Source organism: Halopseudomonas xiamenensis (assembly GCF_014219065.1).
Taxonomy (GTDB): domain Bacteria; phylum Pseudomonadota; class Gammaproteobacteria; order Pseudomonadales; family Pseudomonadaceae; genus Halopseudomonas; species Halopseudomonas xiamenensis.
The window spans coordinates 94,833-107,292 of the sequence record NZ_JACLGO010000013.1; the positions used below are offsets into that span (position 1 = coordinate 94,833).

Sequence of the window (12,460 nt, forward strand, 5' to 3'; positions counted from 1 at the left end):
CGGCCTTCGGCCTCGCAATGACGGAGAACGGGAGCCTGGCACCGTAACGCCCCCCCGTCATCGCGAGGCCGAAGGCCGTGGCGATCCAGCGCGGCTCAGGCGCCCGCGCTTTTCTCCTTGCCCTCCACCGGCAACTCGCCAACCGGGCACTCGGCCACGCCCACGGTGCTGCGGGTGATGGCTTCGACCTGTTCGCGGGCCTTTTCGGCATCCATCACCCAGGTGCGGTAGAAGTCGAACGGGCAGTCGGCCACGCCCTTGTCGCCGTCGCCGGAGTTGTACATGCCGGTGTAGCCACGGTGCAGCAGTTTGAACAGGTGGTTCTGCGACTGGTCGTTGGCGCGCGCGTCGCGGATCTGCGAGATCGACAGTTGGGCGTACTGGATGCCCATGTCCTCTTCGCCGCACTCGCCCAGGGTACGGCCATCGAAGCCGATGATCGCCGAGTGGCCGAAGTAGGAGTAGACCCCGTCGAAGCCGCTGGCGTTGGCCACCGCCACATAGCAGTTGTTGGCCCAGGCCATGCTCTTGGCCATCATCACCTGCTGGTCCTTGGCCGGGTACATGTAGCCCTGGCAACGGACGATCAGCTCGGCGCCCTTCATCGCGCAGTCGCGCCAGATTTCCGGGTAGTTGCCGTCGTCGCAGATGATCAGACTGATCTTCATGCCCTTGGGCCCTTCGCTGACGTAGGTGGTGTCGCCGGGATACCAGCCTTCGATCGGGCACCAGGGGATGCACTTGCGGTATTTCTGGACGATCTCGCCTTCGCTGTTGATCAGCACCAGGGTGTTGTAGGGCGCCTTGTGCGGGTGTTCCTCGTGGCGCTCGCCGGTCAGTGAGAACACGCCCCAGGTGTTGGCGTCGCGGCAGGCCTGGGCGAAGATCGCGGTTTCGTCGCCGGGGATGCTGGCGGCGGTGGCCATCATTTCGTCGTTGTCGTACATGATGCCCATGGTGCTGTATTCCGGAAACACCACCAGGTCCATGCCCGGCAGGCCGAGCTTCATGCCGCGGATCATGTCGGCGATCCGGTGCGCGTTCTCCAATACCTGTTCGCGGGTATGCAGGCGCGGCATCTTGTAATTGACTACGGCAACACCGACGGTATCGTTACTGCTTGATATGTCACCATGACGCATGGCGTTCTCCTCTCGTGGGGTGGGTTGTCTTGGGCCGCTTTATACGGCCAGGTAGGAGGCGACCTTGGCCTCGTCGACCGTGGCGCGCAGCTCCTCGTGGACGATCTCGCCCTTCTCGATCACCAGGATGCGGTCGGCGATATCGAGGGCGAACTTGAGTACCTGCTCGGAGACGATGATCGACAGGCCGCGCTGATCACGGATGGTCTTGAGGGTGCGGGCCATGTCGCTGATGATCGATGGCTGGATGCCCTCGGTCGGCTCGTCGAGCAGCAGCAGCTTGGGATCGCTGGCCAGCGCGCGGGCGATGGCCAGTTGTTGCTGCTGCCCGCCGGACAGGTTGCCGCCGCGCCGCGAGCGCATTTCCAGCAGCACCGGGAACAGGTCGTAGAGGTCGTCGGGCACGCTGCGCCGACCGGTCACGGTGAGGCCGGTCTCGATGTTCTCCCTGACGGTCATGGTCGAGAAGATCATCCGCCCCTGGGGCACGAAGCCGAACCCGGCCTTGACCCGCTCGTGGCTCTTGAGCCCGGTGATTTCCTTGCCGTCCAGGTTGACGCTGCCGCCCTGGCTGGGAATCACCCCCATCAGCGATTTCATCAGCGTGGTCTTGCCCATGCCGTTACGACCCATGATGGCGACGATTTCGTTCTTGCCGACGCTGAAGTTCATCTTGCGCAGGATTTCGCTCTGTCCGTAGGCCACTGAATAATCGGATACGTTCAACATGTGCTGCTCCTTTCAATGTCCCAGGTAGACTTCGATGACCTTGGGGTCGGCCTTGACCTTCTCCGGCGAGCCCTCGGCGAGGATCTTGCCCTGATGCAGTACGGTGACCTTGTCGGCGATCTCGGCGACGAACTGCATGTCATGCTCGATCACGATCATGGTGTGCTCCTTGGCGATTTCCCTGAGCAGGAGGGCGGTCTGCTGGCGTTCGGTGACCGACATGCCGGCCACCGGCTCGTCGAGCATCAGCAGCTCCGGTTTCTGGATCAGCAGCATGCCGATCTCCAGCCATTGCTTCTGGCCATGGCTGAGCAGGTCGGCCTGGGTGTTCAGGTGTTCGGAGAGGAAAATGCGCCCGGCGACTTCCTCGATCCGTGCGATCACCTCGGCGTCGCGCTTGAACGCCAGGCTGCCGAACACGCCGCGTCCGCTGGGGTAGGAAATCTCCAGGTTCTCGAACACCGTCAGGTCGGTATAGATCGAGGGATTCTGGAACTTGCGGCCGACCCCGGCCTTGACGATCTGGTGTTCCTTGAGCCGGGTCAGCTCGCGGTTGCGGAAGCGGATCGAGCCGTCGGTGGCCCTGGTGCGGCCGCAGATCAGGTCGAGCACCGTGGTCTTGCCGGCGCCGTTGGGGCCGATGATCACGCGGATTTCGTTCTGATCGACATAGAAGCTCAGGTCGTTGACCGCCTTGAAACCGTCGAAGGACACCGTCAGACCTTCCACGGCGAGGATGAAGTCGGTATTGGATCCGCTCATGGGGTGGCTCCCTGGCTGTTGGATTCAAGGTGGGGCTGCGTCTGCTCCGACGGGGTCTGCTTGCCGAAGATCCGGTCCAGCAACCGATCCACGTGCGGGCCGACGTAGGTGGCGTACAGGCCGGCGATGCCGTTGGGCAGGCCGAGCACCACGCCGATGAAGATCAGGCCCATGGCGAACAGCCACAGCTCGGGGAAGTTCTCGCCGAACACGGTCTTCGCCACGCTGACCAGCAGCACGCCGTAGACCGCACCGATCAGCGACAGCCGGCCACCGACGGCGCAGAAGATGACCATTTCGATCGACGGCACCACACCGACGAAGCTCGGCGACATGAAGCCTTCCTGCAGGGTGAACATGGCCCCGCCGATCCCGGCGAAGGCGGCGCCGATGCAGAACACGAAGATCTTGAAGTTGGCGATGTCGTAGCCGGAAAACCGCACCCGGTCCTCCTGCCCGCGCATGGCCACCAGGATGCGTCCGGTCTTGCTGCGGCGGATGTACTGGGCGATCAGCAGGCAGGCGAACAGCAGCGCCACGCAGACGAAGTACAGCGCATAGCTGGCCGAGTCGGTGTGGATGTTCCAGCCCTTGAGGGTACGCAGGTCGGTGATGCCGTTGACCCCGCCGGTCAGGCCCTGCTGGCCGATGATCAGGATGGTCAGGATGGCAGCGATCGACTGGGTGATGATGGCGAAGTACACCCCGCCGACCCGGCGCTTGAACATCGCCAGACCGATCAGGTAGGCGACGATCATCGGCACCACCACCACTGCCAGAATACTGAAGGTCAGGCTGTAGAAGGGCTCCCAGAACCACGGCAGTTCGGTGATGCGGTTCCAGTCCATGAAGTCGGGAATGCCCGGCGTGGTCTGGATGCGGGTGTTCTCCGGGGTCGAGGCCTCCAGCTTGAGGTACATGGCCAGGGCGTAGCCACCCAGACCGTAGAACACTCCCTGGCCGAGACTGAGAATCCCGCCGTAACCCCAGCACAGCACCAGGCCGACGGCGACGAAGGCGAAGCTGAGGAACTTGCCGGTCTGGTTCAGACGCATCACATCGAGCGTCAGCGGCAGTATCACTACCAGCAGCAGCGCCAGCACCACGAAGGCGAGCAGATCCTGGCGCGGCATGTAGTCCTTGAAGGATGAAAAAGGCATGCGGTATTCCTCCTAGCGCCGTACTTTCAGACTGAACAGACCCTGCGGCCTGAACATCAGGATGATCACCACCACCAGCAGGGTGAGAACCTTGGCCATCGAGCCGCCCATGAAGAACTCGAGGATCGACTGCGACTGCGAGATGCTGAAGGCCGAGGCTACGGTGCCGAGCAGGCTGCCGGCGCCACCGAACACCACCACCAGGAAGGTGTCGACGATATACAGCTGGCCGGAACTCGGGCCGGTGGAACCGATCATGGTGAAGGCGCTGCCAGCGACCCCGGCGATGCCGCAACCGAGGGCGAAGGTCAGGCGGTCGACCCGCGCGGTATTGATGCCAACGGCACCGGCCATGGGGCGGTTCTGCACCACCGCGCGCACCTGTTTGCCCCAGCGCGAGCGGTACATCAGGGCAGCGACGAACAGGGTGGCGAGGACCGCCAGGACCATGACGAACAGGCCGTTGATCGGCACCTCGATCATGTCGGTGAGCTGGTAGGAGCCCATCAGCCAATCGGGGATCACCACGCCGACCTCACGGGCGCCGAAGATCGAGCGGTAGGTCTGCTGCATGATCAGGCTCAGGCCCCAGGTCGCCAGCAGGGTGTCCAGCGGGCGGTGATAGAGGAAGCGGATCATGCTCCATTCCACCAGGGCCCCGAGCAGCGCCGCGGCGAAGAAGGCGAAGACGATGGCGAACAGGAAATACGAGCCGAACAGTTGGGGAAAGTGACTGGCGAACAGATTGGAGGTCATGTAGGTGACGTAGGCACCGAGAATCATGAACTCCCCATGCGCCATGTTGATGACCCCCATCTGGCCGAAGATGATGGCCAGGCCCAGGGCCATGAGAACAAACACCGCAAACAGAATCAGACCGGCAAACCCCTGCATGGCAAAGATCGCGGACAGCTCGGCGGCAGAGAAATCAGAGAACATGGTCCTTCCTCCGGCGATATGAACAGGGATGGCGGCACCGCTGGTGCCAGACCCGCACCCGGAAGGGTGCGGGCCGGGGCAGGGTTACTGGTAACCGGCGGGGAACGGATCGGGTTCCATCAGCTCTTCGGTCTCGTGGACAACCTTGAACTGACCGTCGCGCTGGGCGTGGCCGATGCGGCCCTTGGACCAGAGGTGATGGTTCTCGTGGATACGCACGTAGCCTTCCGGCGCGGTGGTCAGCTCGATGTCCGGCGAGGCGGCACGCACCTTGTCGACATCGAAGGAGCCAGCGGCTTCGACCGCGGCCTTCCACAGCCAGGGCCCGAGGTAGGCGGCCTGGGTCACGTCACCGATAACCGCATCGGCACCCCAGCGCTCCTTGAAGGCCTTGACGAAGGCTTCATTGTTTTCGTTCGGCAGGCTCTGGAAATACTTCATCGAGGCATAGGCGCCGGCGATGTTCTCACCACCGATACCGAGGACTTCATCCTCGGTGACCGAGATGGTCAGCAGGGTGAAATCTTCCTTGGTCATGTCCAGGCCGGCGGCCTTGAGCTGGCGGTAGAAGGCCACGTTGGAGCCACCGACCACCGAGGCGAAGATCACATCCGGCTTGCGCAGGCGGATACGGTTGATCACCGAGTTGAAGCTGGTATGGCCGAGCGGGAAGTAATCCTCCCCGACCACCTGGCCACCCAGATGCTGTTCGATGTGGGTTCGGGCGATCTTGTTCGAGGTGCGTGGCCAGATATAGTCCGAGCCAATCAGATAAAAGGTCTTGGCGTCCTTTTCCTCGGCTACCCAGTCCAACCCGGCAAGTACCTGCTGGGTGGCTTCCTGGCCGGTGTAGATCACGTTCGGCGATTGCTCCAGACCCTCGTAGAAGGTCGGGTAGTAGAGCATGCCGTTGTAGCGTTCGAAGATCGGCAGCACCGCCTTGCGCGAGGCCGAGGTCCAGCAGCCGAACACCGCGGCTACCTTGTCCTGGCGCAGCAGCTTGTTGGAGCGGTCGGCGAAGGTCGGCCAGTCGCTGGCGCCGTCTTCCTGGATGTACTCGATCTTGCGCCCGAGCACACCCCCCATGGCGTTGATCTGTTCGATGGCGAGAATCTCCGCCTGTACCGAGCCTTCCTCACTGATCGCCATGGTGCCGGTGATCGAGTGCAGGATGCCGACCTTCACGGTGTTATCGGTGACCGCCAGGCCGGTGGTATTGACCTCGGCGGTGGCGGGTGCCGCAGCCTGTATGGTCATCGGCATGCTCGCCATCATCACCGCGGCGGTGATCGCCGTGACAGTGGTGGAGAGAAACTTGCGGCGTGTCTGCTTGAACGGCTTGGAGTCATTGGAATGATCCATAGATGCTTCCTCGTTATCGGTTGATCCTTCTGAATTGCTGTCACCGGTGGCAGGGCCGGTGACAGCCACAGCGCCCACGTCTCGCATTCTGCGCAGCCCTCGCCAAGCTGCCCATTCGACAAATACCCCAGCCGCCTACGTCATTTGACGCATGGCGGATACCGGCAAACGGGGGTAGGAGCACCAGCGGGCAGCGCACTGGCATATATCTGGCATGGGTATTGGAAAGAGCCCTGGGTCCGGCCGGGGAGGGCGGATTCGGGGCTCGTCCAGATCGTGCCTGCACCGCGAAGGTGCACGCCAGCAAGCCAGTGTCACCGCATCTGGCATCGAGGGGAGCAGGATGACCGCCAGACAACACATCTTCCGTGTGCGTCGCAGCTATAACCAATGGGTGGCCAACGAGACGCTGGAGGATTACGCCCTGCGCTTCACCGCCAAGAGCGCCCGGCGCTGGTCCGGGGCGAAGGTGGCGGGCACCGCCCTGGGGGCGATCTCGTTCCTCGCACTGGAGGCGATCGGCGGCGCCATCACCCTGCACTACGGATTCAACAATGCGGTGGCGGCGATCCTGGCGGTATGTACGGTGATCTTCCTCACTGCCATCCCGATCAGCTACTACGCCGCCCGCTACGGCGTGGACAGCGATCTGCTGACCCGTGGCGCCGGCTTCGGCTATATCGGCTCGACCATCACCTCGCTGATCTACGCCAGCTTCACCTTCATCTTCTTCGCCCTGGAAGCGGTGATCATGGCCATGGCCCTGGAGCTGCTGTTCGGCGTGCCGCTGGTGGTCGGCTACATTCTCTGCGCGGTGATCATCATCCCGCTGGTGACCCATGGCATCACCCTGATCAGCCGCTTCCAGCTATGGACCCAGCCGTTGTGGCTGGTGCTGCAGCTGCTGCCGTTCGTGTTCATCATCTACCTGAACGTCAGTGCGGTGGAGGACTGGACCCAGTTCGCCGGTACCGAGCCCGGCAGCGGCCCGGAGCACGGCGTCAACCTGCTGATGTTCGGCGCCGCAGCGGCGGTGATGTTCGCACTGGTGGCGCAGGTCGGCGAGCAGGTCGACTTCCTGCGTTTCGTTCCCGAGCCCGAGGCGGGCCGGCGCCTGCGCTGGTGGGCGGCGGTCATGGCGGGCGGCCCCGGCTGGGTGCTGATCGGCGTGTGCAAGCTGCTGGCCGGCTCGTTCCTCGCGGTGCTGGCGCTCCACCACGCCATCCCTCTGGAGGAGGCCGCCGACCCCACGCGCATGTACATGGTCGCCTTCGGCTACCTGACCAGCTCACCCCAGGTGGCGCTGGCGCTGGCCGGTATCTTCGTCATCATCTGCCAGGTCAAGATCAACGTCACCAACGCCTATGCCGGCTCGATTGCCTGGTCCAACTTCTTCTCGCGGCTGACCCACAGCCACCCCGGCCGGGTGGTGTGGCTGGTGTTCAACGTCAGCATCGCCCTGCTGGTGATGGAGCTGGGCGTCTACCGCGCGCTGGAGGAAACCCTCGGCTACTATGGCATCATCGCCACTGCCTGGGCTGGCGCACTGGTCGCCGATCTGGTGATCAACAAGCCGCTGGGCCTGTCGCCGTCACATATCGAATTCAGGCGCGCGCACCTGCACGACATCAACCCGGTCGGCGTGGGTGCCATGCTACTGGCCACCCTGGTCGGCATGCTCTGCTTTACCGGTGCCTTCGGCGAGGTGCCGCGCGCCCTGGCGCACTTCATCGCGCTGGGCACGGCATTGGTGACCGCGCCCTTGATCGCCTGGCTGACCAGCGGCCGCTATTACCTGGCGCGCCAGGTGATTCGCATCCAGCCGGAGAGCGACGGCCGGTTGGCTTGCTGCATCTGCGAGAACCGCTTCGAGACCGAGGACATCACCCACTGCCCGGCCTATGGTGGGCATATCTGCTCGCTGTGCTGCTCGCTGGATGTGCGCTGCGGCGATTACTGCAAGCCGGGCGCCGACTATGCCAGCCAGTTGCGCGGTTTGCTGCGCCTGCTGCTGCCGGAGCGGCTGATGCCGCGGGTCGGCTCGCGGGTCGGGCATTTTCTCGGCCTGTTGCTGATGATCAACGGCCTGACCGCGCTGATGCTGTCGCTGATCTACTACCAGACCCCGTTCATCGACGCCGACACCCAGGCCCAGGCGCTGCTGGGTACCACCCTGTGGAAGGTGTTCTTCATCCTGCTGATCATCACCGGGGTGATCAGCTGGCTGTTCGTGCTGGCCCATGAAAGCCGGCGGGTGGCGCAGGAGGAGTCGAACCGGCAGAACCGCCTGCTGCTGGAGGAAATCGGCGCGCACAAGGCAACCGACCGCGCCCTGCAGGAGGCCAAGGAGCAGGCCGAAGCGGCCAATCAGGCCAAGAGCCGCTACCTGACCGGCATCAGCCATGAATTGCGCTCGCCGCTCAACGCGGTGCTCGGCTATGCCCAGCTGCTGGAGCAGGACCCGCAGATGCCCGAACAGCGCCGGCCGGCGCTGACGGTGATTCGCCGTAGCGGTGAATACCTGGCCGATCTGATCGAAGGGCTGCTGGACATCTCCAAGATCGAAGCCGGCCGGCTGGAATTGAACCTGAGCGAGGTACGCATCGACCTGCTGCTCGATCAACTGGTCAACATGTTCCGCCTGCAGGCGGAGGACAAGGGCCTGGCCTTCCACTTCCACTGCCCGGACCGCTTACCGCGCTGGGTGCGCACCGATGAAAAGCGCCTGCGCCAGATCCTCATCAACCTGCTGTCCAACGCCATCAAGTACACCGAGCGTGGCGGGCTCAGCCTGACCGTGGGCTACCGCAGCGGGGTCGCCGAGTTCACCGTGAAGGACACCGGCGAAGGTATCCGCAGCGAGGATTTCGAGCGTATCTTCCAGCCCTTCGAACGGGTGCGCCATCCCGGCTCCACCGCCTTTGGCACCGGCCTGGGGCTGACCATCACCCGATTGCTGTGCGATATCATGGGCGGCGATATCAGCGTGCAGAGCACGCTGGGGCAGGGCAGCCAGTTCAAGGTCGCCCTGCTGTTGTCCAGCACCCGTGGCGCGGGCCGTGGCGAACTGCCGGCCAGCCAGCCGCCACGCGGCTATGCCGGTGAGCCCAGGCGCATTCTGGTGATCGATGACGAGGACTCGCACCGCCAGTTGATGAACAGCCTGCTCACGCCGCTCGGCTTCCAGGTCACCACCCTGGGCAACCCGCTGCTGGCCGCCGAACGGGTGCGCAGCCAGCGCGTGGACCTGATTCTGCTCGATCTCAACATGCCCGGCCTGGACGGCTGGAGTCTGCTGCAACAGTTGCGCGGCGAGGGTTGCAAGGCGCCGGTCATCATCCTTTCCGCCGATGCCGCCGATGGCGGCCAATTACAGAAGTCGGGGCTGCACGATGGCTATTTCATCAAGCCGGTGCCACTCAACCCGTTGCTGGAACAGATCGGCCAACTGCTCGAATTGCGCTGGCACCATGCCGGCGTCGCGCCCCAGCCGGAGCTGATCGCCTCCACTGCCGCACCGCCGGTCACCCCGCAGCAACTGCGCGGGCTGGCCGATATTGGCCACCGCAAGGGGCTGCTCGAGGCGCTGTACCAGTTGCGCGAGCAGGACGCCACACATGCCGCTTTCTACAGCGAGTTGATCCGCCTGGCCGAGGCCTTCCAGTTCGACGCCATACGCCAGCGCCTTCAGGTGAACGACCATGAATACCCGTAACTCTCTCAGCGATACCGTACTGATCGTCGATGATGCACTCGACAGCATCCGCATGCTCAACGACGTGCTGGAACATGCCGGCATGACCGTGCTGGTGGCGCTGGAAGGCGCCCAGGCGCTGAACATCAGCCGCAATATCACCCCGGATATCGTGCTGCTCGATGCCATGATGCCGAACATGGACGGTTTCGAAACCTGCCGCCAGCTCAAGCGCAATCCCGCACTGGCGGACGTGCCGATCATCTTCATGACCGGGCTGAGCGACACCGAGCATGTGGTCATGGGCCTGAACGCCGGCGGTGTCGACTACGTCACCAAGCCGATCAACGCAGACGAGCTGATCGCCCGCATGCAGGTTCATCTGGCCAATGCCCGCATCGCCCAGAGCGCCCGCCAGGCGCTGGACCAGACCGGCCAGTATCTGTTTGCCGTGGATCAGGGTGGGCAGATGCTGTGGGCCACGCCACAGGTGCATCAGCGGCTGCATCAGGCCGGTTATGGCCAGGCCGAGGATCTGGCGCTGCTGGCTGATGAGCTGGGCATCTGGCTGGACCATCAGCCGCAGCCGGGGCATCATCTGGCGCCGCAGCGGGCCGGTGCCGACGGACCGTCGATCGAGTTCCTGGCGCGCGTCTCCGCCCAGGAAAACCTGCTGCGCCTGATAGACGACCCGCGCAGTTCGGATGCCAGTGTGCGCCTGCGTGATGCCCTCGGCCTGACCGGTCGTGAGGCGGATGTGATGCTGTGGATCGCCAACGGCAAGACCAATCGCGAGATCGGCCAGATCCTCGACATGAGTCCGCGCACGGTGAACAAGCATCTGGAGCAGGTATTTCGCAAGCTCGGGGTAGAGAACCGCACGGCGGCAGCTGCCGCGGCGATCAGGTGCCTGGCGCGGTTCTGAGCCTGGGAACTCGCCGCCACTGTCCAAACCGGTCAGGCAAATCGATCTTTCCGAACATTGATCGCCAAGCCCGCCGCCCTACTATGGGTGACATTCAGGTGCCGCTCGCCCCGCCATGGGGCGCGTCATCCAGCGCGACACAATCATCGCTATTCGACGCACTGCCTCCAGCAACTGAGGCGGCAGGCGCGTGCACCTGAAAAAAAAGGGCCTACAGGCTCAACAACAAGAACAAGATAAAGGAAGTACAACTATGCAATCGGTGAACGTGTACGAGCTTACCGGCAAGTCGAAATTCAACCGTTTCCACGGACTCATTCTGTTCTGGTGTGTGCTCATCCTGATAATCGACGGCTACGATCTGGCCGTGGTCGGGGCGGCGCTGCCTGCGATCATGGACGATATGGGTGTCGATGCCACCAGCGCCGGGATCATGGCCGGTTCGGCGCTCCTCGGTACCATGCTGGGCGCCATGTTCCTCGGGACGCTGGCCGACCGCATAGGCCGGCCGAAGATGATCGCGATCTGCGTCGCGTTGTTCAGCCTGTTCACGGCCGCCTCGGGCCTGACCAGCGACCCGGTCAGTTTCAGTATCACGCGCTTTCTGGCCGGCCTGGGCATCGGTGGCGTGTTGCCGGTGATGACCGCGCAGATGAGCGAGTTCTCCCCGGCCAAGTTGCGTGCCCGGCTGGTGACCCTGGTGTTTGCCGGTTATTCGGTGGGCGGTATTCTGGTGGCCCTGACCGGCAAGCAACTGATCGAAAGCCATGGCTGGCAGTCGGTGTTCTATATGGCCGGCCTGCCGGTGCTGCTGATCCCCTTCATTCTCAAGAGCATGCCCGAATCGATGACCTTCCTGCTCAAGAAAGGCCGTCAGCAGGAGCTGCGGACGATTGTGCAGAAGATCGAACCGCAACTGGCCGTGAGCCAGCAGACCGTGTTCGTCGGGCTGGATGCAACCGCGACCAAGCAGGATACGCCGGTGCGCAACCTGTTCCGCGAGGGCCGCGGTTTCAGCACGGTGATGATCTGGACCGCCTTCATGACCGGCCTGTTCATGGTCTACGCCCTCAATTCCTGGCTGACCAAGCTGATGGCCATGGCCGGTTTCAGCCTCGGCTCGGCACTGAACTTCGTGATCGTGTTCAACATCGGCGCCATCGTCGGTGCGGTCGGCGGTGGCTGGCTCAGTGACCGGCTGAATATCAAGCATGTGCTGGTGGTCTTCTACCTGATCGGTGCCGTGGCCTTGACCGTGCTGGGCTTTACCCGCTCGACCGGCCTGCTGTTCCTGATGGTGTTCATCGTTGGTGCCTCGACACTCGGCACCCAGTTGCTGGCCTATGCCTATGCCGGTGACTTCTATCCGCTGTCGATTCGCTCGACCGGCGTCGGCTTCGCCTCCGGCGTGGGCCGCATCGGCGCAATCGTGGCGCCGATCCTGATCGGCTGGCTGGTCTCGCTGAGCCTGCCGCTGGAGCAGAACTTCATGGCCATCGCCGTGGCAGGGCTGTTCGGTGCGGCGGCGGTGACCCTGGTCAACCAGTCGCGCGCTGATTCCACACAGGTTCGGGAAGCGGCAGCGCTGAACAACTGAACGCCACGCCTGATCCCGGCAGAGCCAAAGCCCGTCGTCGAGCAGGCGCTCGATAAGATGGTCTCCTCCCTCCCCCTCTACGGCGTCGCGATGCGCCAGAGGATAGATGCTAAACATCTATTGATAACGAAAGGAGATGGGAGGAGACCA

The 12,460-nt window shown here is 63.5% G+C and carries 9 protein-coding genes; 3 read left to right on the top strand and 6 right to left on the bottom strand.

Annotated features, from left to right (window positions below; genetic code table 11):
- Positions 1-95 precede the first annotated feature (95 nt).
- The 6 genes from H6X51_RS10830 to urtA form a co-directional block, all read right to left on the bottom strand.
- Positions 96-1,142, bottom strand: a complete 1,047-nt coding sequence (locus H6X51_RS10830; protein ID WP_185267539.1) for an aliphatic amidase — start codon at positions 1,140-1,142, stop codon at positions 96-98.
- A gap of 39 nt (positions 1,143-1,181) precedes the next feature.
- A complete protein-coding gene (gene urtE, locus H6X51_RS10835) occupies positions 1,182-1,871 on the bottom strand; it encodes an urea ABC transporter ATP-binding subunit UrtE (protein WP_185267540.1) in 690 nt (229 codons plus the stop codon).
- Positions 1,872-1,883: 12 nt separating this feature from the next.
- Entirely contained in the window at positions 1,884-2,633 is a 750-nt protein-coding gene (urtD, locus tag H6X51_RS10840; protein ID WP_185267541.1) for an urea ABC transporter ATP-binding protein UrtD, read from the bottom strand.
- Entirely contained in the window at positions 2,630-3,793 is a 1,164-nt protein-coding gene (gene urtC / locus H6X51_RS10845) for an urea ABC transporter permease subunit UrtC (protein ID WP_185267542.1), read from the bottom strand. The genes urtD and urtC overlap by 4 nt, the downstream gene beginning before the upstream one ends.
- A gap of 12 nt (positions 3,794-3,805) precedes the next feature.
- On the bottom strand, positions 3,806-4,732 hold the full coding sequence (gene urtB, locus H6X51_RS10850; RefSeq protein WP_185267543.1) for an urea ABC transporter permease subunit UrtB: 927 nt from the start codon (positions 4,730-4,732) through the stop codon (positions 3,806-3,808).
- Between the two features lie 84 nt (positions 4,733-4,816).
- Complete coding sequence (urtA, locus tag H6X51_RS10855; protein ID WP_235991309.1) at positions 4,817-6,007, bottom strand: urea ABC transporter substrate-binding protein; 1,191 nt, start codon at positions 6,005-6,007, stop codon at positions 4,817-4,819.
- A gap of 430 nt (positions 6,008-6,437) precedes the next feature.
- Here urtA and H6X51_RS10860 point away from each other — a divergent pair, with 430 nt between their 5' ends.
- The 3 genes from H6X51_RS10860 to H6X51_RS10870 all read left to right on the top strand — a co-directional run bounded on the left by H6X51_RS10860 (position 6,438) and on the right by H6X51_RS10870 (position 12,310).
- A complete protein-coding gene (locus H6X51_RS10860) occupies positions 6,438-9,809 on the top strand; it encodes a hybrid sensor histidine kinase/response regulator (RefSeq protein WP_185267545.1) in 3,372 nt (1,123 codons plus the stop codon).
- Positions 9,796-10,713, top strand: coding sequence for a response regulator transcription factor (locus tag H6X51_RS10865; protein ID WP_185267546.1), 918 nt, complete (start codon positions 9,796-9,798; stop codon positions 10,711-10,713). The genes H6X51_RS10860 and H6X51_RS10865 overlap by 14 nt, the downstream gene beginning before the upstream one ends.
- A 253-nt stretch (positions 10,714-10,966) precedes the next feature.
- The gene (locus tag H6X51_RS10870; RefSeq protein ID WP_185267547.1) at positions 10,967-12,310 is read left to right on the top strand and encodes an MFS transporter; all 1,344 of its coding nucleotides are present in this window, start codon (positions 10,967-10,969) and stop codon (positions 12,308-12,310) included.
- The last annotated feature ends 150 nt before the right edge of the window (positions 12,311-12,460 follow it).